The sequence below is a fragment of the Seleniivibrio woodruffii genome (genome assembly GCF_029267515.1).
Taxonomy (GTDB): domain Bacteria; phylum Chrysiogenota; class Deferribacteres; order Deferribacterales; family Geovibrionaceae; genus Seleniivibrio; species Seleniivibrio woodruffii_A.
The window spans coordinates 16418-40630 of record NZ_JAJUIS010000015.1; the positions used below are offsets into that span (position 1 = coordinate 16418).

A 24213-nucleotide genomic window follows, 5' to 3' on the forward strand; every position below is an offset into this window, starting at 1 on the left:
GCTTTGTTATATATGATAAAGCGGCTTATTTATTACTTAAAGAGCCGCATTATGTCGTTGTAAAACGCAAAAAACATAACGAACATCAGAAGCGCCATACCCGCAAGGTTGGCAACCTCGCGCACGCGTATACTCACCGCACGTCTGGTTATCGCCTCGATAAGCAGGAAAAATATGTGCCCGCCGTCAAGCACGGGTATCGGCAGGAGGTTAAGTATGCCAAGGTTTATGCTGATAAGAGCCATAAAGCCGAAAAATGCAACCAGCCCCGTCTCTGCCGACTCCTTAGCCATCTGCACTATCATTATGGGTCCGCCCAGTGAATCCGCAGGCACGACCTTCTGAAACAGCTTAACCACACCTGTAACCATGAGCACGCTTACATTATATGTCTGGGTCACGCCCTGAGAAACTGCCTTTGGGAATGAAAGACTCACAACCTCGCTCTTTTCCCCTCGCATAACACCTATGCGCCCCACCTTGATCTCTTCACCGAATAGATTCTTATCTGTAACAGTTTTCGGTGTTACGGAGACTTCAAAGGTGCGCCCGCCTCTCTCTATACCGAGGACAACAGGCTTTCCTCCCTTTTCCTGAACGTATCCGCTCATTTCGTCCCAGTATTTCATGCTGCGCCCGTCAACAGAGATTATCATATCACCCTTCGCAAGCCCGGCCTGCTCAGCCGCAGAACCGTCCGAAACGCCGCCGACCTCTGCAAGAAATCTTGGGGTGCCGTGCATGAAGATTGCAGAATATATGATTATCGCAAGTACGAAGTTGAAGAAAGGTCCGGCAAATACTATCAGAAAGCGCTGAAAAACGGTCTTGTTGTTAAACGCTCTGTGTGCCTTTTCTGGGTCAACCTCAGAGTCCGGCTGTTCGCCGTACATCTTGACATATCCGCCGAGGGGTATTGCAGAGAGCGCATACTCTGTTTCGCCCTTCTGCCATTTGAAAAGCACAGGACCGAAACCTATTGAAAAACGCTCAACAAGCACTCCGGTATATTTTGCCAGAATGAAGTGACCAAGCTCATGTATGAAGATTAGAACACCCAGAAGGATGATCGCTGAAATTATACCCATTATCTGTAAAACCTCTTAATAATCTTTTCCGACGCCTCCCTCGCCATCATATCGGCGGCGAGAACGTCCGCTATTTCGGCAGGTTCGGCAGGCACGCATACATCCAGCACAGCCGAAATTACTTTTGCAATGTCGCTGTACTCAATCTGTCCGCCGATGAACTCCGCCACTGCAACTTCGTTAGCAGCATTCATTACTATCATAGGAGCATTACTGTCCTTTTTCAAGACCTCCACTGCTATTCCGAGACATGGATATTTACCCATATCCGGTTCCAGAAAGGTCAGACAGCCCACCGATGCCAGATTCAGAGGTTTCACCCCCGACTCCATCCTTTCAGGATATGCCATTGCATAGGCAATGGGCGTGCGCATGTCCGGTTCCCCCATCTGGGCTATGATGCTCCCGTCGCGGAATGACACAAAAGAGTGAACAACCGACTGGGGATGTATCACAACACTGAGCATGGAAGGGTCTATATCAAAGAGGTATCTCGCCTCAATAAGTTCAAGTCCTTTATTCATCATTGTGGCACTGTCCACTGTTATCTTGCTGCCCATGGACCAGTTCGGGTGCCTGAGCGCCTGCTCTACGGTTACATATTCCAGAGCATCCGCAGGAGTATTGCGAAACGCGCCGCCGCTTGCTGTCAGCGTCACGCGCTCAAGAAATCTTTTGTCCTGCCCCTCAAGACACTGAAAAATTGCAGAGTGTTCGGAATCAACAGGCAGTATTCTTGCTCCGGTCTTTTTCGCCGTATCGAACAGTATCCTGCCGGACGCCACGATAGATTCTTTGTTTGCAAGAGCAAGGGTTATGCCCCTTTTAACCGTTTCATATGCGTAAACTGTGCCCGCAGCGCCTACGGCAGCCAGAAGCACCATGTCAAGCCCTTCGCTGTCCATGATTTTCAGTATCTCGCTTTCTCCGCACAGAACGCCTTCGCAGGAAAGCCCTGTGGAGCAGAGATACTTCGCGCCGCAAAGCTCGCCCTGCTGTTTCAGAAGCTCAAGGTTGCCGTTGCAGCTCAGAAAAACAACGTCAAATCTGCCTGGGTTGCGGCCGATAACATCTAAAGCCTGCCTTCCGATGGAACCTGTGGAGCCGATTATGCCGATTCTTTTCATGGATTACACTAGATATATAAGATAAAGATACAGGACTGGCGCGCCGAACAGAAGTGAATCAACCCTGTCCAGTATGCCGCCGTGTCCGGGGATAAGACTACCCGAATCTTTTACGTTCGCTTTCCGCTTGAACATTGACTCAGCCAGATCTCCTATGATGCCCGCAGTAACCACCAGAATGCTGACGATAACACCGTGCACCGGTTTGAAATCCAGCAGAAGCCAGCTATAAGCAACGCCGAGAGCAACACCGCCGATATACGCGGCTATGACGCCCTCGATACTCTTTTTAGGGCTTATCTTTTCATAGAGTTTGCGCCTGCCGAATCGGCATCCCACAAAATACGCGCTGGTGTCGCTCATCCAGATGAGAACTATCAGAAAGAAGATATATGCCCCGTGGGCGTCCATCTTCCTTAACAATATTATGAAAGAAAACATCAGGGGCGCATACAGAACCGTGGTCAGCGTTCCGCCGATGCTGTCGAAGGTATCCTTGAGCGCGTCCTCGGAAAACAGCTTCATGGTCATTGCAAGGAGAGCCGTAATAAGCAGCGCACCGGAAAAGAAGCGCACGTCCGCCGTATATATGCCGTAGGGCAGTGAAACAGCACCGATATACGCAGGTATACGCAGCACTTTAACGTTCCCTGCCTCAAGAATGTCGATGAACTCGCGTGTGGAAAGGAGTATTATAACAAGTACTGCGAGAAAGAAGACTATGTTGTCAAACTGATAGATAAATGCAACTATAGGCGGTATGGCAACCAGTGATGTCAGTATTCTTTTTTGTCTGTCGCTCACTCAGTTACCCACCTGTTCATCAGTCATACCGAACCGCCTCACCCTGCCGGAAAAATCGGCGATGGCGCGGTCAAGCTCTGCTTTGTCAAAGTCCGGCCACAGACATTCCGTAAAGAAAAATTCGCTGTATGCCGCGCGCCAAAGCATAAAGTTGCTTATGCGCTTTTCGCCGCTGGTGCGGATAACAAGGTCAACGTCCGGTATATCCGCGTTATAGAGACAGGAAGCCATAAGCTCCTGTGTGATGTCTTCCGGTTTTATCTTCCCTTCCGCAACCATCTGCGCCATCATCTTTGCAGCGTCCACAAGCTCGTTGCGTCCGCCGTAGCTGAGGGCGATGTTCAGCACCATCCCTGTGTTTTCACCAAGGATGGAAGCGGCGCTCTGGGTTATCTCCTTGGTTTTCGGAGGCAGAAGGTCAAGCCTGCCGGAGAATACAAGTTTGATGTTGTTCTCCTGCATCTTGTCCAGTTCCTTTTCCAGATATTTCTGCAAAAGATCCATGAGAAAGCCCACCTCCTCTTTGGGTCGGAGCCAGTTCTCCATGGAAAACGTATAGAGCGTGAGATAAGAAACGCCGATATCTGAACAATACCTTACGATATCTGTGACAACCTCCGCGCCGCGCTTATGTCCGAAAACTCTTGGCAGCCCTCTGGACTTTGCCCAGCGCCCGTTTCCGTCCATGATTATGGCAAGGTGTCTCGGTATTATTATATCAGCCACTAGATCTCCATGATCTCTTTTTCTTTCTCGCCTGTGATAACGTCTATTTTTTTTATGAAATCATCTGTAGCAACCTGAATCTGCTCGATAAATTTCTTGCCGTCGTCTTCGGATATTTCCTTATCTTTTTCCATCTTTTTGATTCTGTCGTTTGCGTCGCGTCTAAGGTTGCGAACGGCGACCTTAGTATCCTCTGCAACCTTCTTAACGTGTTTAACGAGGTCTTTTCTGCGCTCCTCAGTAAGCTGAGGAACGGGTATGCGGATTATCTTGCCGTCGTTTGAAGGGTTAAAGCCCATGTTTGCGTTCTGGATAGCCTTTTCGATGGGGCTTATCATTGAAGTGTCCCAGGGGGAAACGGTTATCATTCTGGGTTCCGGTGCGCTCAGTGTCGCAACGCCGGAAAGGGGCGTGGGAGAACCGTAATAGTCGATTTTTATGTTGTCGAACATCGAGATTGAAGCTCTGCCCGTGCGTATCGTTTTCAGTTCATCTTTATAATGCTGGATGGTCTTGTCCATCTTGTCTTTCATATCTTTTACAACTGCTGCACCCATTGAATTATCCCTCCACGATTGTTCCGATTTTCTCGCCCGTGACAACCTTTTTCATGTTGCCCTTGCCGTAGATATCGAAAACTATTATCGGTATTTTATTGTCCATACACATTGTTATAGCTGTTGAATCCATAACCTGAAGTCCTTTGTTGAGAACGTCCATATAAGGAATGGTGTCGAATTTTACGGCATTTTTATCCTTTTTTGGATCCGCGGTATAAACGCCGTCAACCTTTGTGGCTTTCAGAATAACCTGCGCGTTTATCTCCGTTCCTCTCAGAGTCGCCGCCGTGTCCGTTGTGAAATAGGGGTTTCCTGTTCCAGCAGCGAAAATCACTACTCTGCTCTTTTCAAGGTGCCGCATTGCGCGCCTTCTGATGAAGGGCTCCGCTATCTGGCGCATTTCTATAGCCGTCTGAACGCGGGTGGGAACACCCACTTTTTCCAGTCCGTCCTGAAGAGCAAGAGAGTTTATAACGGTTGCAAGCATACCCATATAGTCAGCCGTAACCCTGTCCATATTGCGGGCTGTGCCCTGTATGCCCCTGAAAATATTTCCGCCGCCGACAACAACGCCCACGCTGACGCCCATATCGACAACCTCTTTGATCTCGTTAACGATGAAATTAGCGGTTTTAAAGTCGATGCCGTACTCTCCGTCACCCATGAGAGCCTCGCCGCTAAGTTTCAAAAGAATAGTTTTGTACTTGACTTGCACGGTTTCCACCTTGTTCTGTATTCCTTAATTATTACATATTATAACGTTTTAATCAATTCCTGTATTGCCCGCCGCACTATTTGATGGGTTTGAAGAATCTGTCGAATCTATCGTATGCAGGGTTCATAAAACGGAACATACTCAGCGGGAATTTTGACCAGACTGAACTGTATTCAGGATCTTTCAGCGACCAGTAGATAAGTACCGCATGACCTTTTATGGAGCTTTCGTCAACGAAGCCCCAGAAACGGCTGTCATAGCTGTTGTCTCTGTTGTCGCCCATCATGAAGTATTTGCCCTGAGGCACCGTGAACTGAGGAAAGTTATCCTTTGCGGAAAGCTCTCCCGGCATAGACACTATGCCGTTAACCTGTTTGTAAGGTTCGGGCTGTGCAACGCCGTTCACATATATTGTTTTGTCTTTCAGTTCAATCTTATCACCGGGAGTGCCTATGACCCGTTTGATGAAATCCTTTGAAGGGTCGAGCGGGTACTCGAACACCACGACGTCGCCCCTTTCAGGCGCGGAAAAAATGTATGCCAGCCTGTTCAGAAGGATGAAATCGCCTTTCAGAAGAGTTCCCACCATCGATTCGGAAGGTATCTGATATGTCTGGAGCAGAAGTCCCTTGATGACCATGGCGATGACCACAGCCACCACAAGGGAGTCGAAGAAAGTGTCTTTTTTGGCTTGCGGTTCAGTTGATTTATCTGTCTCTGTCGCAGGATTTTTTGTATCGTTCATATCGTTTTTACTCATTTCCCGTCACCTAATTTAAGCACTGCAAGAAACGCCTCCTGCGGAATCTCCACATTTCCGACGTTCTTCATGCGCTTTTTACCCGCTTTCTGTTTTTCAAGCAGTTTTCTTTTTCTTGTTATGTCGCCGCCGTAGCATTTTGCCGTAACGTTCTTGCGGAACGCCTTAACTGTAGTCCTCGCCAGAATTTTGTTACCGACAGCCGCCTGAATGGCGATATCGAACATCTGTCTGTGGATAACGTCTTTCAGCTTGTCCGCAAGGTCTCTGCCTTTATAAAACGCCTGATCCTTATGCACTATAATTGAGAGGGCATCCACCTTGTCTTTGTTCAGAAGAATATCAAGTTTTACAAGCTCGCCTCTGGCGTAACCATCCATCTCATAGTCGAAGGACGCGTAGCCCCTTGAAACTGATTTCAGCTTGTCGTAAAAATCCATCACAACCTCAGCCAGCGGCAGGGTGTATTCAAGAATAGCTCTCGTCTTACTGATGAATTTTATGTTCCTCTGGGTGCCGCGCCGTGATATCAGAAGCTGAATCACGCCGCCGATGTACTCTTCGGGAAGAATTACTGTCGCCGCTATTACTGGTTCCTCTATGAAATCTATCTCAGTGGGGTCGGGCATACCAGCCGGATTGTCAATTTCAATGACTTCACCGTTTCTCTTGGTGATCCGGTAAACCACTGTAGGTGCAGTACTTACAAGATCAAGGTCGAACTCTCTTTCCAGACGCTCCTGAATTATCTCCATATGCAGGAGACCGAGGAAACCGATACGGAATCCAAAGCCGAGTGCCGCGGATGATTCCGCCTCGTACGTTATGGAGCTGTCGTTCAGAGAGAGTTTTTCCAGTGCGTCCCGCAGGTCTTCATAGTCGCCCGATTCAACGGGATACATACCGCAGAAAACGACAGGTTTCACCTTTTTGAAACCGGGGAACGGAATTTCCGTGGGTTTTCTGGGGTTTGTAACTGTATCGCCGATATCTATCTCGCGTATATCCTTGATTGAGGCGGTCATAAAGCCCACCTCGCCCGCACGGATAACGTCGCTTTTCGCAGGCTTAGGAGTGAAATAGCCAACAGCGTCAACAATGCGTTCCGCCTTGCTGGACATAAACTGTATCTTGTCGCCCGCTTTCAGCTCGCCGTCTATAACGCGCAGCAGAACCACAACACCGAGATACGAATCGTACCATGAATCAACTATCATCGCCTTGAGAGGCTTTGCAACGTCACCCACCGGAGCGGGTATCTTTTTAACGATTGCCTCCAGTATCTCTTTGGTGCCGATGTTCTCCTTAGCGCTGGCAAGCACTGCATCTGCGGCGTCGATACCTATGATATCCTCAATTTCGGCTTTCACCTTGTCAGGATCGGCGCTGGGGAGGTCGATTTTATTCAGAACGGGGATAAGGTCGAGTTCCTGATCCACCGCCATATATGCGTTCGCTATGGTCTGCGCCTCAACACCCTGTGCGGCATCCACAACAAGCAGCGCGCCTTCACAGGCGGCAAGGCTTCTGGACACCTCATAGGTGAAGTCAACGTGACCGGGTGTGTCGATAAGATTAAGGACATAGCTGTTTCCGTCATCCGCTTTATAGTTCAGTCGGATTGTCTGCGCCTTAACGGTGATTCCGCGCTCCCTCTCTATGTCCATGCTGTCCAGTATCTGATCGCGCATCTGGCGTTTGTCCACTGCGGCGGTAAATTCGATAAGCCTGTCCGCAATGGTGGACTTTCCGTGGTCAATGTGAGCTATGATACTGAAATTTCTGATATTTTCGTTTCCCATGTAACCTCTTGAATAAGTGCGGCGCGGATATATCCGCCGTTTGAAAACATACGGGTTAAAAATACCTTATCCCCAGTATAAAAGACAAGCAAAAAAATAAGAAAAAGGATTAATAGGTGAAACGGCTGTATTAAGCGGTCTCCCTCTATTTCACGAGTGAGTTGACGGAGAACAGGGGTTCCATGATAGAAATTACGATGAAACCGACGATCAGACCGATGAACATGATGAAGACAGGTTCTATGACTGAAACAAATTTTGTGGTGAACTGCTCAGTTTTTCTGCTGTAATAAATATTTACGCGCTCAAGGAGGTCGGGGAGATTACCGCTCTTCTCACCTGTTGCGGCGGCGGCAACAAACAGCTCTGTAAAGAGTCCGCTCTGGCTGACACTGTCTGAAAATTTCTTACCCGCGGCAACGCTCTCTGCGATATCCATGACAGCCTGACCCACATAGATGTTGGCTATACCGGGCGCAGTATTACGCAGAGCCTCCACAAGGGGCAGACCTTCGCGAAGCTGGAAACTCAGAACGTGGGACAGCCTTGAGGCTGTGACGTCCTTAACTATGTTCAGCCTGTAAAGCCTTTGGTCTATATACATGCGGAATTTTCCCTTTATAGCATAAAATCTTGTGAACACAGAAACGCATACCATAAAAAACAGGAATATCAGCAGTCCGTAATGCTGTAAAAGGTTGGACATGAACAGAAGGAACTTGGTTGACGCGGGGATGTCCGCACCTGCGCTTTCGAAGATGCTCTGGAGCTTAGGCACAACGAACGCCAGCATGAAACCAACGACGCCAAGACCCATAGTAAGAACAACTGTGGGGTATATCATTGCGCCCGTGAGTTTTTCTCCGGCCTTTTTCCTGTCCTCCTCAAACCTGGAAATGTCCATGAGGACGGAAGCCAGCCTGCCCACTTTTTCAGACGTTCTGACAAGGTGGACGTAAAGCTCGCCGAACATTTTTTTGTGCGCGTCCATTGCATCGGAAAATTTCTTTCCGCCGGACACCTTTTCGCACATATCCGTCAGCGCCGCCTTCATTTTTCTGTCGTTAACTGACTGCGCCGTTACAGACAATGCTTTTGTAAGCTGTATGCCGCTTGAAAGAAGTATGGAAAGCTGGAAAAACACGTCCGCCAGCGGTTTCTTTCTGAAAGATATGGAGAATTTTGATTGTTTGTCAGTGGCTTCCTTAATGCCTGAGATGAGAAGACCTTCGCCCATGAGCTTTGACAGAGCAGTATTTTTGCCCGAAGCCTCAAGCCTGCCTTTAACCTTTTTTCCCTGTTTGTCTATCCCTTCGTAAGAGAAAACAGGCATTACTTGGCACCTATAACGGCGATTATCTCACCCGCACAGGTGACGCCTTCTGAAACAAGATCATAACCATGGAATACGAACGGTTTATATCCGCTCTTAACCGCCTCTTTTGCTATTTCCGAAGCGTCCGCTTTGGCGTTTATAAGTCTGCGGATGCCATCGCTGATGGTTACCATCTCGAAAACACCAACCCTGCCTGCAAAACCTGTGTGCATACACTCGTCGCAGCCGACGGGTTCGTATATGTGCTTGGGCAGTTTCCCTGCCGGTTCAAAGAACTCTTTAACGTATTTTTCAGGCTCCACCTCTTTTTTGCAGTGGGGGCAGAGCTTTCTCACCAGACGCTGACCGATTACCGTAACCAGCGCGGAGGAGAGAAGGAAAGGTTCAACGTCCATGTCCAGCATACGCGCAACAGCTGTTGGCGCGTTGTTGGTGTGCAGAGTTGAAAGCACAAGGTGACCTGTCAGAGCCGCCTGAACGGCTGCGGACGCAGTTTCCTTGTCCCTGATCTCACCGATGAGGATAACGTCGGGATCCTGTCTGAGAAACGCTCTTACAGCCGATGCAAAGGTGATGTCCACAGTACGGTTCACCTGCACCTGCGTAATCTTCTCCATATGGTATTCCACCGGATCCTCTATGGTCATAATGTTTGTGTCGTCGCTTATCATCTCCGACAGTGCAGAGTAAAGGGTTGTGGTCTTACCTGAACCCGTGGGACCAGTAACCAGAATGATTCCGTTCGGTCTCTTAATGGCTTTTCTGAAATCCGGCAGCATAGATTCCGGCATACCCGTTTTTTCCAGAGTTACCATCGTTTTTGATTTTTCCAGAATCCTCAGTACGGCTTTTTCGCCCGTAACGGAGGGAACGGTTGAAACCCTTATATCCACATCTCGGTTACCGATGCGGATGTTGATACGTCCGTCCTGCGCCTTTCTGGTTTCGGCAACGTCAAGGTCGGACATAACTTTTATACGCGCGATGACAGATTCCTGAAGGTTTTTGGGAAATTCGCGGATGGTGGCAAGTTTTCCGTCGATGCGGAAACGCACTGCGAATCTGCCTGTAAGTCCCTCAAAGTGAATATCACTCGCGCCGGATTTAACGGCTTTGATAACCGTGCTGTTCACAAGTCTTATGATTGGCGCATCATCGTATGAAGCGGCAAGGATGTCGTCAGCCCCTTCAATATCCTGAATATCCCCCTGAAACTCGTCGGTGCGGGAAGATTCCAGCGCCTCAAGAACGGCAAATATCCTTTGTTTGTCTGCTTCTTCCGTTTCCAGTTTCTCGCCTGTGACAAACAGCAGATGCCTTGCCTTGGCAAGTCCCGCCGCGCCGCTGTAAAGCATTACGGCGCTGTCGCCCAGCCGCTCCGGCGCAAAATCAGTGCGGTCAGGATATTTCAGATAAAATTCAACCAGTTTTGCGTAATCCATTACTTGAACTCGTTCCTGATTTTTTCATCGATCTGCTTTTTAAAGTCCAGCGATTCCTGATGCTTGCTCTCGGTGAGTTTTTCCGCCTCTTCATGAGTGTTTATGATATGAGCGGATATGAACACCATCATATTTGTTTTTTCGTAGTTTGTGCTTCTGTTTTTAAACAGCCATCCGATAACGGGAATCTTGGACAAACCGGGTATGGCGGAGTCGCTTCTGTCGCTGTCGTCTTTCAGCAAACCAGAAATGACAACCATAGAACCGTTTCTCAGCTTGATTCTTGTTTTGGTGGAGCGCGTAAGAGTTGTGGGAGAGGTAGAGTCTGCGGAGCCTTCCGCAACCTTCTTGACTTCCTGCTCTATTTTCAGCGTAACCGAGTCGTCGGAGCTTATCTGGGGAACTATTTTCAGCTTAACGCCCACGTCGTTGTATTCATATGACTGAACGGGGTTGTTGTTCGAGTCGTATTTTGTGCTTGTAAGGAAGGGTCTGTTCTCACCAACAAAAACTTCCGCCTCTTCGTTGTCCAGAGTAAGTATCTGGGGGTTTGAAAGGATGTTGATGCCGCTTGCGGTCTTGACGAAGTTAACGAGAAGTCCGATGCTGGGGAAGTTAAGCCCTTCGTATGAAACCACGTCGCCCAGCACGCCGAGGTTGAAGCCTGTGCTCAGTGAAGAGGCGTTGCCGTTTGCGAAGTTCATAAGGTTATTGTCGCTGCCGACATAGCCGATTGTTCCGGCGGTATTGCCGTTACCAACCGTACCCTGCCATTCCACGCCGAATTTGTTTCCGTTGTCCAGAGTGGTCTCAAGGATAAGCGCTTCAACGTATACCTGACGTCTGGGCACATCCAGTTTCTTGATGAGTTCGTCTATCTTGCCGTAAAGCTCCTGATCACCGAAAACGATGATGGAGTTTGTAGCCTTGTCAAAAGATACGGATGATTTCACCTTTGCGGCGGTCTTGCCGTCCGTTCCCGCCTGCGCTATGGTGCCCGTAAGGGTGTTGAGTACTTTGTCAACGTCCTCCGCGTTGGCGTTTTTAAGATAGAAAACTCTGGGTGCATTGAAGCTGCCCGGGCTTTTGGTATCAAGCTGGGCAACGATAGTATTTATTCTTTCGAAATCGCCGTCAAGCGAGGCGACGAGTATTATATTGGCATAATCGTCCGCAACAATAACCGGATCTGTTGCGATAAGGCTCTTTTTCTCCATATCTGCAAAGAGCTTGGTCATTTTATCCGCAACGTTGCTTGCGGAAGCGTTCTCAATTTTTATGGAGCGGATGGTGAAGTTTTGCGCTCTCTGATCGAGCTTATCCACAAAGGAGCGTATTTTAACTATTCTGGAAACGCGGTCTCTTACGACGATTGCGTTGATGCTTTTAATAACTTCCGCATATCCGCCTTTGGACTTCATTTTGTTCAGTGCGTTTACAAGCACTCTCGCGTCAAAGTTTTTCGGGTGGATAACGGTTGTTATGAGCGCGTTCGCTTCGCCCGTGCCGGATGAGTCGTCGGCATCCATGAAATCAGCCTGTTTGACGATCTCATAGTAGTTGCCCCTGTCCACAAGCTCAAATCCGTTAGCGCGCAGAGTGGAGGCAAAAATGTCTATAACGTCGGATGAACGTATCTGCGTGGCGGAATCGATGCTGACCTTTCCTTTAAGAGCGTTTTTGTCATAGACAAAATTCTTCTTGGTGAATTCCGAAACGAACGTAACAAAGTCCGTAAGCTCCATATCACTGAAATTCACATTAAATCCCGCATTCGCCGTACCAACGGCAAAAAGCAGTATAATCAATACAAACTTTCTGATCAGGTTCATCCTTTTATCTCCACATATATGGTCTTTTTCTGCTGTGCTCTTTCTATATCAAGCGTAAGGGCGCTCAGATTTTCTGCATTTGCGAGGGTGTCGAAGAAAATGGTGGGGTTTTTAAGATCTTTTCCGTTAAGCCTTATGATAACGTCGCCGGAGATAAGCCCCATCTCAACCAAAGCCGAATCCGGCTTCATTCTTGAAAGGCGGTAGCCGACAAATTTTCCGTCACGGTCGTATGGGTTTATAGCCACAGACTTCATGACGGAGTTTATATTTGAAAGTTTTTCTATAACTGTTCGTCTGGGCATTGTCTTTCTGTCCACGCCTCCGGGAACAGAGGAGGCTGCGGCGGAAGGACCGTTCTGATTCTGTCCCGCCATGGGGTCTTTTATGTCGAGGGAGAGCTTGCTGCGCGCTCCGTTCTGTTCAATCTCAACCTCTGTTTCTCCGGCGGAGACCAGAAGAATACCCTCTTTTTCAAACCCCTGTCTGAGAACAAGGTTTTTGCCGTCCGGTTTTTTAAGGATGGCAAAGGATTCACCTGTGCCTTTCAGAACGCCTACAAGTTTAAGACCTCCGGCGTCCTGTGCCGGAGCAGCCTGCGGTGTTCCGTCAGGGTTAAAGGAGGGTTCGAAGCCAACAGCGTCAAGTGTACCTTTAACAGACAGGGTTTCCGCTTTAAAGATGTTCTTCTGCACTATAAACTCTGTGCTGGGTTCGCTGCTGACGTTCAGACGCGCGCCTCTGCCCTCTGCGCCGAGGGAGATGTTCGCAGTGGAGCGGTACTGTAAAAAGCCTGTTACTGCCCAGGCAATAAATACTCCTGCCGCGACAGGATAAGCAATGTAGTTATAATTAATTTTCATCATTCCGCTTTTTTCCGCATAGGTTCATGTGTCAGACAACCGCTGCATTGAGATTATATATACTATGGAGCAAGATTGCAAAGGAAACTCTTCCGGTTCTGTCATATAAAAAGCCTATTACAAGCGATGGTGCGAAAACCATAAGCCCGTGTTCAACTCCCCAGCCGGCAATGTGAACGCCCGCAAACAACGCCGAGGCAAGAACGTTAGCCCCAGACACACCAAAAACAATTGATGTTACTCGTCTTTTCAACCAATTCTGAACAAGCCCCCGAAAGAATAACTCTTCTGCAACCGGTGCAAAAATAAAAAAAACCAGCAGCATATACGGCGACGGCATGACAAATCTGCCGCCTGTTATCAGACGCAGACCGATCCAGAAAAAACCTAAAAAAATAAAAAACAAAAGCAGGGCAACGTCTGTCCTTGTTAAAGGGGGAACCGGAACAATACCGGCATCAGCCCCGCCGTCTTTAATATATGTCATGACAAATCATCTATTGAATCTGGGTGGTTTGTCAAATATAATAACACCGAAGATAAAACCGATTTGATTGAGGTGCAGAATGAAAAACAGCAAGGGCTTTACTATCATTGAGATACTGGTGGTGCTTGTCATCCTCGGTATTCTGGGGACGCTTCTGGTGCCGAAACTGCTCGACAAACCCGATGAAGCAAGAATCACAAAAGCCAAACTCGACATGAAAGCCATCGAGGCGGCGCTCAAAATATACAAGCTGGAAAACAGCATCTATCCCTCCACTGAGCAGGGGATTGAGGCTCTGGTGAAAGAGACCACAATCGATCCGGTGCCCACCAGCTTTAAAAAAGGCGGATATATCGAAGAGGTTCCGAAAGATCCGTGGGGCGGTGACTACGTTTACAGAAGCCCCGGCGACGAAGACCGCGACTATGAAATAATCTGCTACGGAGCAGACAGGAAAGAGGGCGGCGAAGGCGTTAACGCGGACATAAAGAGCTTTAATGACAAACAGGAATAACACCCGCGGCTTCACTCTGGTGGAGCTTCTGGTTGTAATGGTTATAATGGGACTCGGATTCATCTCCCTGTCGCCCTCTCTGGCGGAAAAGACCGTTAAGGGCGGCGGGGACGAATCCTTTTTCAACGAACTGATTCAGTCGCAGTTGAAGGCTGCGAAAGACCTTAACCGACAAGTGTTCATAAAAGGCACCGTAGGCACCGAAGACCTGCTGCTCTCGGACGGTAAAACGATCACAATTCCCCTCGGCAAAGTTGACAGCGTTAAAATCAACGACAAAGACGTAAATGGTGTTGAATACTACATATATTTCTATCCGGACGGAATCTTCGATGATTTTGAAATGGAAATTTCCGACGGAAAAGTTGTTCAGTCATACCCCATGCTTGCAACGGTGGTGGTTAAATGAACGGCAAAGGTTTTACCCTGATAGAGATTCTGATAGCTCTTGCCATACTTTCGCTGAGTATGCTTGGCATATACCGACTGACCTTCGTCTCTCTGAACGCTTCGGAATACTCCGTGCGCAAAGCGTATGTCAACGAAGCCGGATATCTGCGCGTTCTGGAGCAGATGAACTATCCGGGCAGAAATTTCAACGAAACCAAAAACATGCCTGACGGCACAAAAATAAAATTCACAACCGAAACAGGCGCGGCACTTTATTCCGGAGTGGATGAGATAAAACTCACCTGCGAGGCGAAGGACGCAAAATCGGTGTACTACTACTATGAAGCGCAGTAAGAGCGGTTTCACGCTGATAGAAATGCTTATCGCCCTTGTAATCTCCTCATTCGTGGTGATGGGGGTCTATTCGCTGTTCAACTCAGTTCTGGCATCTAAAGAGGCTGCGGAAAAGAGCAACAGGGCAAACACCCTTCTTATATCATCGCGAAAGCTCTTTAAACCGGACCTGCTCCAGCTTTATCAGGATTCGCTCACTATAAATAATGCCGGAAAGAATGCAGTTCTGAAATTCACCAGCCTGAACACTATAAAACTAGACCGTGCAATGCCGGTTGACATAACATATTATGTTGACGATGACGGATGGCTCATCCGCAAAGAGGAACAGACCGATATCGGGTATGAATGGGAGCTGAGACTTCTGCCGGAAGTCACTGAATTTACAGTTTATTCCCACAACGGTTACCGTTTCACCGAGGACTATGACAGCACCGACACAATAATTCAGGTGTCGTTCAAATATAAGGACATTCCCGTTGAGTTTGTTGCGGGCTGCGGCTTTACATCAAAAGGACTTACAGAAGCTGCACAGTCGGCATCAGACGGCACCTCGACAACCGATTCGTCCTCATCATCAACGGACACCCCGGCTGATATGGCGGAAAACTAATGAGAAACAATAAAGGTTCCGTACTTATCTTCGTGCTGATATTCATAGCCTTCGGAGCATCCGCAGCTATTTACGTCTATGAAAAAAGCATGGAGAACTTTACGAACGTTTCCGACGACTTTTACGAAAACCAGTCCCATATCTATGCCATGTCCGCTGTGACAGCCGTAAAACAGCTTCTTGAGGATGACGACAACTCATACGACTCACGCGAGGAGGACTGGGCAATTATACCGCTGACAGAGGTACCCTACGGAACGGTATCAATCTCTGTTACACCGGTTAACGCAAAAATTCCTCTTAACGATCTGATTGAAAGCAAGGCATACGACGCCGAAAGGTTCCGCACGGCCTGCGAAGAAGTTGTGGACGAGGAACAGATTGAAGGGCTGGACTGCGCGGAGATACTCGACTATATCGATGCGGACAGCGATACATCTGTCAGCGGAAATGAAAACGGCGGATATGAATACTCCGGTATGGAGTTCAAAACCAAAAACGGACCTCTTGAAACCATAAGCGAACTGAGGATACTTTCGAAAGATCCCGACAACTATAACAAGCTGGTAAAATATTTTACATCTCAGGACGACGGCAACGCAATTAATCTCAACTTCGCATCGGAAGGCACCATAAAAATGTTCCTTCCGGAGCTGGAAGACTACGCAGAGCAGATCGCAGACTATACAAAGACCGACGAACTGAAAGACGTTTCGAACATACAGAAAGAATTCGGCGTTCCCTCGGACGTATATATGAAGGTGCTGCCCTACATCACCGTAAAAAGCACTTTATTTTATGTCAGGGTTGAGATAACCTTAAACGACGTTCCCCGTTTCTATCACGCTCTGGTGAGCAAAGAGGGCACCAACACAGCGGTGATAAGATTTATGGCAGGTTTAGATGGAGACTACTACTAACACAATCCTTCTGACGGGCGGTTCCGATTTTTTTATTCTGACAGACGCCGCGAAAACTCCTGTGGATCAGGCGGCTGTACTCTCTATGAAATCAGGGTACAACCTGATAATTGACGACACCTCCTTTTTTTATACGGGAATGGAGTTTCCTCAGGCGCCAAAGAGAAAAACGGATATGTTTATCCGCAACTATCTGGCGTCACAGTTTCCCGCAGAGCTGACGTCCGTCTTCGCATACATGAAAAAGGGGGACAACTTCCTTATATGTATGCTGAAACCCGACCTTACGGAGAACAGGAACATGATGTCCGTTCTGAACAAAGCGGGCAGGGTCACAAGCCCTATGGCAATACGCTACGGCACAACCGACACATTCGTGCACACCTATGCCGACACATCCATCCAGTCCGAGGACGGCATAATAACCCATATCGAAAAACAGGGGCAGAATTCACCGAAACCCACTCAGGTTCCGGCATCCTCCGCCCTTACGATACCGTTCGTTAAAGCGCCGAAAGCGGCTCTCGGCGAATATAAATTCCACATAATAGCTCTGGCGGCAATCTACGCCCTGTTTGTTCTGGGTCTCTGGTTCAGATACGCGTATCAGGACAACAAGGTACAGCGTGCGGAAGGGATGCTTAACCGCATCTATCAGCAGGCGCATGTTGCCGACACTTCCGCCCCATACGGTCAGCTTAAATTCAAAGCTGAAAAAGCGGGCGGCGGAGCATCTTTTGAAACGCTCGCCATACTGGAACAGATAAGCCGTGCACAATCCGAAAGGATAACGGCAAACTCCATAGACATTAAAAACAGAAGCGTGGTGTATGAAGGCGTCACATCTGACTACGCCTTTATTGAAGACTTCCGTAAACAGCTTAAAAAAGAGACAGGCAAGGAGATTAACCTCCTCGACACCAAAAAGCAGGACGGAAACATTACCTTCACATTGAGGTTTCAGCAGTGAACAGAGATAAATTAACCATCACGGCACTGGTATGCGGGGTGCTTTTCCTCGTATTCTACTGGACATATTCGGGGTTCAGCTCCGCTACGGCAAAGGCTGAAACCGCATACTCAGACACAATCGAAAAAACCGGAAAGGCTCTGGACTACTACATGCAGACGCTTAAAGCGCCTGTTCAGAGTCCGAAAGTTGAGGAAGGACTGCTGAGTTTTATTGAAACCAGCGCAGAGGCTCTGGGACTTTCAAACCGTCTGGGCGATATGAAGCCCATAAACGTTCAGGGGGGCGAATCGGTCTCTTTCCGCGTTGACAGCGTCACTGGTGACGAGGCTGTCAGCTTCATACGCATACTTGAAGGAAGATCCAACATAAAACTGAACAGCGTTAAGATAAGTAAAAGATTTGATAACGAAAAACGCCTTAATCTTGTGATACAGGCCGAGAAATCATGAACAAAATCCTGATATCGTTCGGCATTTTTATTCTGGCATTTACAGCGGCACTCTGGGCTTTTTTTCCTTTCGGGTCATATATCGAAAATACGGCGTCTAAGTCCGCTAAAAACATGGGATTTCGTCTAAAATATGCCGGTGTTGAATCGGGCATGTTCTCCACCGAGCTGACAGGTGTGACAATCAACGAGAACGAGATAGGCGATTTCACTTTTCACCATACCCCTCTGACACTTTTCACCGGCAATATGAGCATTGACGTTAAGGGTATCTATACGGCACAGGCTAAGATTTCCGACTCGGATATGGAATTTGACGTTACAACCAGCGGCAGTGCTCTGGACTTCATCAAAGAACCGGTCAGCCTGCACGGCAACGTAAATGTTAAAGGCAATATAGACATCAAATCCGACACTTCGAAAATAAGCGTAAATGCCGACAAAATGCTTATGAAAACACCGCTGGGGGAGATGCCTTTCGAAAACATCTCTACAGACGTTGAAACAAAAGGCAAGATTATCACCATCAATCATCTGCGATCGTCCGACAAAAACGAACTGGATATGAAAGGCAGCATAAGGCTGAACAGACTGAATATCGTCAACTCGGACGTTGACCTCAGCGGAACAATAAAATTCGCCGGACAAAAACAGAACATCAGTATCAGAGGGGAAGTTCGCAATCTTCATCCTGTCATGGGCGACAACGGCTCACAAACCAATGAGGATGAAGAGTAAAGAGCATTACACTTGATAGCTCATGGCATTGTCAGTTGTTTTTCTGTGCTATTCTCTTCTGGATGGTTTCAAGCTCCCGTATATCTTTTGCATCTTCTTCCAGAGCTTCAGCTATCCTCCGCTTTTTATCAAAGTCATCAAAGCAACCATGAGCTATGGTTTTCATTTGTTCATTTCCGATGGAGCCGGAGCCTTTCAAGACAGGTTTATCATTGAACTCCAGCATCTTATCAACATTGTTCCGCCAATAGTCGAGAGTCAGCTTTTGTCTGTCCTTAACTCTGAGCTCAGCCTGTTCCAGAAAAATCACCACAAGTCTGTTGAGTGAGTCTATTTCATCAGAAGAAAGGTAGTTTTTTGCTATTATCACATCACTTTTGTGAACTCTGCTCCCTTTCCATGAAGTAAGATTCATATCCGGTTTATCAGAATCGGCTCTTTTAATAATTATCTCCGCAGCTGTGTACCCCGTGACAGCATAAAGCAGCTTATTCTGAACTTCTGCAAAGAAAATATTTGTTGCCACCTTGTTGTCCTTATAATCAATACTCAAGGCAAAAAGATCACGAACTTTTTGATAAAATCTTTTTTCAGAAGCACGGATATCTCTGATGCGGTCAAGCAGCTCATCAAAGTAATCCCAACCGCCCGGATTTTTAAGCCTTGCGTCATCCATAACAAAGCCTTTGACGATAAATTCTTTAAGCTGCCTTGTTGCCCACATACGGAAACGCGTGGCGATAATACTTTTAACCCTATAACCGACAGATATAATTACATCAAGATTGTAATGGGGTACAGTTCTTTTCACCTGTCTGTCGCCTTCAATACGAACTACCGAGAAATACTCGGTAGTTGCCGGAGCTTCCAGTTCGCCCTCTTCGTATATATTTTTTAAATGAAGAGAGATATTATCTTTCGAGCACCCGAAAAGATTTGCCATATCTATCTGAGTGAGCCATATGGTTTCGTCTTTAAGAAGAACATCCAGTTTGATATTACCGTCATCTGTCTCGTAAATAATTATTTCGCCTCTATTGTTCATTCCGTATCCTTTTCAACTGCCGCAATAATAACGTATTCTACACAATATTATTTACAGACGCAATTTGTGAATGGTTCGATCAGTATTTACATCCTTCTTATTTAAACAGTTTCAGATATTCGCCGTAACCTTCCTTTTCAAGATTTTCTTTCGGGATGAAACGGAGTGACGCGGAGTTTATGCAATAGCGCATACCGCCTTTGTCTTGGGGTCCGTCGTCAAAAACGTGTCCAAGATGCGAATCGCCGTATTTGCTTCGCACTTCGGTACGTTTGGAGAACAGTCTGAAATCCTCTTTCTCCGTTACCATGGACTTATCTATTGGTTTTGTGAAGCTGGGCCAGCCTGTACCGGAATCAAACTTATCCTTTGAGCTGAACAGCGGCTCACCTGTGGCGATATCAACGTATATGCCCTCTTTGTGATTGTCCCAGTATTCGTTGCTGAAAGGACGCTCAGTGGCTTCTTTCTGTGTCACGTTGTACTGAAGCTGCGACAGCTTCTTTTTAAGCTCGTCTTCCGACGGTTTTTTATATTTCTGATTCACTTTCTTCTCCTGTTTTCCCCATGTGCGTTCGATGTACCCCGCCCTTCCGGAACCGACCTTATACCTGTCATAGTGGTCTTTATTGGTCTGGAAATAGTTCTGGTGGTAGTTCTCTGCCGCGTAGAACTTCTTTGCCGGCAGGATGGCTGTTGCTATAGGCATTTTGAATTTTCCGGATTTACCCAGCGCCTCTTTTGATTTTTCAGCAACCGCCTTCTGCTGAGGAGTTGTATAGAACACTGCTGTGAGATACTGAGTGCCCCGGTCTGCAAACTGCCCGCCGTCGTCCGTTGGGTCGATGTTCTTCCAGAATATGTCAAGAAGCCTTTCATATTTGACTTTTGCAGGGTCGTAAATTACACGCACAGCTTCATAATGCCCTGTCCTGCCTGTGGAAACCTGTTCATATGTGGGGTTTTCTGTTTTGCCTCCGGTATATCCGGCGGAAACGTCCTTAACGCCGTCCAGAAACGAAAACGGAGGCTCCATACACCAGAAACAGCCGCCTGCGAATATGGCAGTCTCATACTTCGCCGCCTGTGCCGCAGGGGCAATGCTGAACATCAGAAGCATCGGGATTATGTATTTTGAGTATCTCATACGCACCTCATATTAAATAAGATGGTTTTGAAATGAAAAAGTCCAATATTTTTTTAAGCCGATGATTTTACGAATAATCCGGTCTGATAAAAAAAGGGGCGCTCAGTTGCGCCCCCCGGAAAATTACCGTTATCCGCCGCGAACGCACCTGGCATAATAAAGATAAGTTTTAGGATACATATTCGTACTTCCGTAACTGAAGTCAGAAATCAACGCATAAGTGGTCAAAAACTTATAAGTGGTGGATGACCAGTAATGGTTAACCGCAGTCAGGGTAAATGCCGGATTTATCGAAGGGTTACGGGTGCTTCTGTCAACGATGGACGAGAGCTCCCGCTGGTTCGGCAGTCTCCAGTCGGTATACCCGCCCAGAGATTTATCCTCGCAATAGGTTATAGCGTCTTCCCATGTGATCGCCGAACTCACCTCATCATCCTGCCACATAAGCCCGGTACGGTTATCGGTAACAATATTATTCGTGTCATCCCTCGCAAAGTCTGCGGCAGGATAGGCGTTTCCGCGAACACATCTGACATAGGAGTCCACATTATCCGCAGAGACAGCTCCGGAATCAAAAGAGATATACCACTCGTTACCGGCAAAAAACGCATGTGCCGTTGACGACCAGTAGCCGGCATAAGGAGAAACAGAAGTGAATACCGAATTTATTGCAGGAGCGAATCGCCCGAAGTCAACTATTGATTCAAGCTCTTCTATAGTCGGCAAACGCCAATCCGTATAACCGCCCAGCGACAGGTTGTCGCATGTCGTACCGGCAGTGGTCCAATCCATAGCTGTCCCCACCTCATTATCCTGCCACATGAGACCGTTCAGACCATCCGTAACTGTGCCTGTTGCGGAATCTCTTGAAAAGGAAGGAGCAACACCCATCCCGTACGCACCGTCGTCATTCGCCGAATAGCTTATAGTCTGCCCTGTTTTGGCAAGTATCCACGGATAATGCACGGTCAGGTCAAACGCGAGTGTGCTTACTCCGCCATCTCTTCCATCCCGAACTGTTATTGTAATATCTTCATATGTGCCAAGCACAGCCGTACCGGAAACAGTTCCTGTGGATGAATTTATACTCATCCATACCGGATTGCCCGATATACTGTATTCCAGAGTGTCGCCATCGGCATCACTGGCTGTGGGGGTGAAGCTGAGTTCCTCACCGTTCTTAACCGTTGCCGGTGTTCCGCTTATATCAGGCGCATGGTTCTGCACAGCTATGTCAAACGGCGCAAGGGATACGTTTGCGGTACCGTCGGAAACACTGATAACTATATTGCTCCACGTACCCGTCTGTGTGGGCGTACCCGTAAGCGCACCTGTAGTTTCGCTGAACGTTGCCCAGTCCGGTTTGTTCTCGATGCTGAAAGTAAGCGTATCGCCGTTCGCATCATCTGCATCAGGTTCAAAACTGTATGCCGTATTGACATAAAGGGACACTGTCGGCGTACCCAGTATGGTCGGAGCAAAGTTGGGGTCTTCAACAGCTATACTGAACTCAGTAAGGGATGTTGTCGCTACTCCGTCTGAAACGCTTATGACAATATTTGTAAACGTTCCTGCTGTGGTCGTTCCGCTGAGCGCACCGGTGGATGTATTGAAACTTGCCCAGCTTGGTTTGTTGGCTATGCTGTAGGTCAGCGTGTCGCCGTCAGCATCGCTTCCTGACGGTGTAAAGCTGTAGTTTGCGCCCGTCTGTGCCGATGCTGTCGGTGTTCCGCTTATGGAGGGCGCCCGGTTTGTAACCGTTATAGTAAATGCCGGAAGGCTCGCTGTATCCATACCGTCTGAAACCGTTATCACGATATTTTCGAACGTTCCGACCTCAGCTGTTCCTGTCAGCGCACCCGTTGACTGGTTGAACGTAGCCCAGTCAGGCTTTCCTGCTATGCTGAAAGTTAACGTGTCATTGTCCGCATCCGCACCCGTCGGCGTAAAACTGTATAGAGCGTTGCGATAAACTGCCGTTATCGGTGTCCCGTCTACGGTTGGCGGAGTGTTCGGAGGAACAACCTCTGCCACCGTTATAGTGAACGGTGCGAGGCTAACCGTATCCGTGCCGTCACTGACACTTATGGTTATGCCTGTGTATATGCCTGTTACTGCAGTGCCCGTCAGTGCGCCTGTCGCCGTGTCAAAACTTGCCCAGTCAGGTTTTCCTGTTATGCTGAACGTAAGCGCATCGTCGTCCGCATCATCGGCCGTGGGGATAAAGCTGTAGCCTGCACCTTCAGCTATGGTATATGTCGGAACACCTGCAATTGTCGGTGCAGTGTTGGTCGGTGTCTCTTCGCCGCCGCCCGGCGTTGTCTGGCATACGTCGTTGCTCTTCACAATCTCGCATACCGCGCCGAGACCGTTCATCTCATCAGAAGGCGTATAACACGTCATCTGATAGCTGGCAAGCGCGGCGTTCGCATAGCTCATGCCGTATACCTCAGCCAGCTTCTGCGTCATTGCAGCCGTGAGAGCCTCACCGGTCCACGAACCGCCTATCTCCATATAAATGTTATCATTCGCTGTCAGACCGCCGAAAATAAACACCTTCAGCCCCTGTACCCCCGAAATGAAATCGGATATTCCGTCGGCAGCGTAGCAGTCGGTCGTCCATCCATCTCCGGTGCGCTCGGACGTGCCCATATAAACGCTGTTCAGATTTTGCGCGTCGGTGCCGAAGCCGGTCGGATGTCCTTTGCCCTGTTTCAGAACCACGCCAAGGTTGTATGAGGTCGCTCTCTCGGAGCGGTATTCAGCAGTCCTGCTTCTGGGATATCTCGCCGCCAGTTCCGAAGGCGTACCCACAAGAACAATATCCGCATATCTGCCGCTGTTGTCTGATACATATACAACGGACTTGCCGCCGCTCTCCGTGTATGACAGCTTAACACCGCTGACCGGCTGACCGTCATCGCTGAGAGCGACTATCTCATATACAATTCCAAGCAGGACACTTGTAATAGCGGTTTTTCCCGCACTGTCCGTTACTGCGGAAACTTCAATTCCTTTGTATACTATCTCAGAGTTGGGAGTCTCGCTTGATGATGAACTTATGTTCTGATTGAAACAACCGAAAAGCATAAATACCAATGCTATAATAACCATATAAATCAATCGCATGTTCTGTCCTCCGGCAAAATAATTTAAATCCAAACTAATTATTATTTAATCATCTATATTCAAATATGTCAATCTAACCAATATGTGATTTTTCACGTAAAAAACCACTAACTGTTTCATACAGAGGTTCCATGCGCATCCATGTCGTATATCAAATGATGGAACTGCTTCACTCCTTTTGAGGTTGCAGAGACCGGAATAGAGAAAAATCTTCGCAATAGGCGGCTTTATGCCGGGCGAGCGTTGGAAAAAAATGACACGGACGTCATTTTTTTCGTAACTTATAAGGACACGCGGATGTGTCCCACGGAGCTGGAATTATCCGGTTTACTGAATAATTTCGGCGGAGTGTGAGCGAGATACGGCTTTATGCCGGGCGAGCGTTGGAAAAAAATGACAC

Annotated in this window: 24 protein-coding genes; 8 read left to right on the top strand and 16 right to left on the bottom strand. The window is 47.9% G+C overall.

The features are described from left to right. Positions 1–32: 32 nt before the first annotated feature. The 13 genes from rseP to mrtJ all read right to left on the bottom strand — a co-directional run bounded on the left by rseP (position 33) and on the right by mrtJ (position 13542). On the bottom strand, positions 33–1088 hold the full coding sequence (gene rseP, locus Q7P67_RS11920; protein ID WP_303852409.1) for an RIP metalloprotease RseP: 1056 nt from the start codon (positions 1086–1088) through the stop codon (positions 33–35). Continuing rightward, positions 1088–2215, bottom strand: a complete 1128-nt coding sequence (gene dxr / locus Q7P67_RS11925; protein ID WP_303852411.1) for a 1-deoxy-D-xylulose-5-phosphate reductoisomerase — start codon at positions 2213–2215, stop codon at positions 1088–1090. Before dxr ends, rseP begins: the two co-directional genes overlap by 1 nt. A 3-nt stretch (positions 2216–2218) precedes the next feature. Then, positions 2219–3019 (bottom strand): phosphatidate cytidylyltransferase, encoded by an 801-nt coding sequence (locus Q7P67_RS11930; protein ID WP_303852412.1) that lies wholly within the window; start codon positions 3017–3019, stop codon positions 2219–2221. Then, positions 3020–3745: an isoprenyl transferase gene (locus tag Q7P67_RS11935; RefSeq protein ID WP_303852414.1), complete on the bottom strand. Its 726-nt coding sequence runs from the start codon at positions 3743–3745 to the stop codon at positions 3020–3022. It abuts the gene before it with no gap. Beyond that, the gene (gene frr / locus Q7P67_RS11940; RefSeq protein ID WP_303852416.1) at positions 3745–4302 is read right to left on the bottom strand and encodes a ribosome recycling factor; all 558 of its coding nucleotides are present in this window, start codon (positions 4300–4302) and stop codon (positions 3745–3747) included. Before frr ends, Q7P67_RS11935 begins: the two co-directional genes overlap by 1 nt. Before the next feature lie 4 nt (positions 4303–4306). Then, on the bottom strand, positions 4307–5020 hold the full coding sequence (gene pyrH / locus Q7P67_RS11945) for a UMP kinase (protein ID WP_303852418.1): 714 nt from the start codon (positions 5018–5020) through the stop codon (positions 4307–4309). 76 nt (positions 5021–5096) lie between these two features. Then, complete coding sequence (gene lepB, locus Q7P67_RS11950; RefSeq protein WP_303852420.1) at positions 5097–5780, bottom strand: signal peptidase I; 684 nt, start codon at positions 5778–5780, stop codon at positions 5097–5099. Further along, positions 5777–7582, bottom strand: coding sequence for a translation elongation factor 4 (gene lepA, locus Q7P67_RS11955; RefSeq protein ID WP_303852422.1), 1806 nt, complete (start codon positions 7580–7582; stop codon positions 5777–5779). Before lepA ends, lepB begins: the two co-directional genes overlap by 4 nt. Before the next feature lie 145 nt (positions 7583–7727). After that, positions 7728–8915 carry a type II secretion system F family protein gene (locus Q7P67_RS11960; protein ID WP_303852424.1) on the bottom strand — a complete coding sequence of 396 codons (1188 nt, stop codon included), beginning with the start codon at positions 8913–8915 and terminating at the stop codon, positions 7728–7730. Further along, complete coding sequence (locus tag Q7P67_RS11965) at positions 8915–10360, bottom strand: GspE/PulE family protein (protein ID WP_303852425.1); 1446 nt, start codon at positions 10358–10360, stop codon at positions 8915–8917. The genes Q7P67_RS11960 and Q7P67_RS11965 overlap by 1 nt, the downstream gene beginning before the upstream one ends. Further along, the gene (gene gspD / locus Q7P67_RS11970) at positions 10360–12192 is read right to left on the bottom strand and encodes a type II secretion system secretin GspD (RefSeq protein WP_303852426.1); all 1833 of its coding nucleotides are present in this window, start codon (positions 12190–12192) and stop codon (positions 10360–10362) included. Before gspD ends, Q7P67_RS11965 begins: the two co-directional genes overlap by 1 nt. After that, complete coding sequence (locus Q7P67_RS11975) at positions 12189–13058, bottom strand: hypothetical protein (RefSeq protein WP_303852428.1); 870 nt, start codon at positions 13056–13058, stop codon at positions 12189–12191. The genes gspD and Q7P67_RS11975 overlap by 4 nt, the downstream gene beginning before the upstream one ends. A gap of 28 nt (positions 13059–13086) precedes the next feature. Then, positions 13087–13542 (bottom strand): JDVT-CTERM system glutamic-type intramembrane protease, encoded by a 456-nt coding sequence (mrtJ, locus tag Q7P67_RS11980; protein WP_303852429.1) that lies wholly within the window; start codon positions 13540–13542, stop codon positions 13087–13089. Positions 13543–13621: 79 nt separating this feature from the next. Between mrtJ and gspG the strand changes: the two genes are divergently transcribed. The 8 genes from gspG to Q7P67_RS12020 are packed head-to-tail and all read left to right on the top strand — an operon-like array spanning position 13622 to position 18492. After that, the gene (gene gspG, locus Q7P67_RS11985) at positions 13622–14056 is read left to right on the top strand and encodes a type II secretion system major pseudopilin GspG (protein WP_303852431.1); all 435 of its coding nucleotides are present in this window, start codon (positions 13622–13624) and stop codon (positions 14054–14056) included. Continuing rightward, entirely contained in the window at positions 14040–14465 is a 426-nt protein-coding gene (locus tag Q7P67_RS11990) for a type II secretion system protein (protein ID WP_303852434.1), read from the top strand. The genes gspG and Q7P67_RS11990 overlap by 17 nt, the downstream gene beginning before the upstream one ends. Then, a complete protein-coding gene (locus Q7P67_RS11995; RefSeq protein WP_303852436.1) occupies positions 14462–14800 on the top strand; it encodes a type II secretion system protein J in 339 nt (112 codons plus the stop codon). The genes Q7P67_RS11990 and Q7P67_RS11995 overlap by 4 nt, the downstream gene beginning before the upstream one ends. Beyond that, entirely contained in the window at positions 14787–15413 is a 627-nt protein-coding gene (locus Q7P67_RS12000) for a type II secretion system protein J (protein ID WP_303852437.1), read from the top strand. Before Q7P67_RS11995 ends, Q7P67_RS12000 begins: the two co-directional genes overlap by 14 nt. Continuing rightward, positions 15413–16333 carry a general secretion pathway protein GspK gene (locus tag Q7P67_RS12005; RefSeq protein ID WP_303852439.1) on the top strand — a complete coding sequence of 307 codons (921 nt, stop codon included), beginning with the start codon at positions 15413–15415 and terminating at the stop codon, positions 16331–16333. Before Q7P67_RS12000 ends, Q7P67_RS12005 begins: the two co-directional genes overlap by 1 nt. Next, positions 16317–17303 (top strand): hypothetical protein, encoded by a 987-nt coding sequence (locus Q7P67_RS12010; protein WP_303852441.1) that lies wholly within the window; start codon positions 16317–16319, stop codon positions 17301–17303. The genes Q7P67_RS12005 and Q7P67_RS12010 overlap by 17 nt, the downstream gene beginning before the upstream one ends. Beyond that, positions 17300–17755 carry a hypothetical protein gene (locus Q7P67_RS12015; RefSeq protein WP_303852443.1) on the top strand — a complete coding sequence of 152 codons (456 nt, stop codon included), beginning with the start codon at positions 17300–17302 and terminating at the stop codon, positions 17753–17755. The genes Q7P67_RS12010 and Q7P67_RS12015 overlap by 4 nt, the downstream gene beginning before the upstream one ends. After that, positions 17752–18492 (top strand): hypothetical protein, encoded by a 741-nt coding sequence (locus Q7P67_RS12020; protein WP_303852444.1) that lies wholly within the window; start codon positions 17752–17754, stop codon positions 18490–18492. The genes Q7P67_RS12015 and Q7P67_RS12020 overlap by 4 nt, the downstream gene beginning before the upstream one ends. Before the next feature lie 31 nt (positions 18493–18523). Here Q7P67_RS12020 and Q7P67_RS12025 read toward each other — a convergent pair whose 3' ends face one another. The 3 genes from Q7P67_RS12025 to Q7P67_RS12035 all read right to left on the bottom strand — a co-directional run bounded on the left by Q7P67_RS12025 (position 18524) and on the right by Q7P67_RS12035 (position 23813). Beyond that, complete coding sequence (locus tag Q7P67_RS12025) at positions 18524–19537, bottom strand: virulence RhuM family protein (protein ID WP_303852445.1); 1014 nt, start codon at positions 19535–19537, stop codon at positions 18524–18526. A gap of 97 nt (positions 19538–19634) precedes the next feature. Then, entirely contained in the window at positions 19635–20684 is a 1050-nt protein-coding gene (gene msrB / locus Q7P67_RS12030; protein WP_303852447.1) for a peptide-methionine (R)-S-oxide reductase MsrB, read from the bottom strand. Positions 20685–20813: 129 nt separating this feature from the next. Beyond that, positions 20814–23813: a DUF1566 domain-containing protein gene (locus Q7P67_RS12035; RefSeq protein ID WP_303852448.1), complete on the bottom strand. Its 3000-nt coding sequence runs from the start codon at positions 23811–23813 to the stop codon at positions 20814–20816. Positions 23814–24213: the final 400 nt, after the last annotated feature.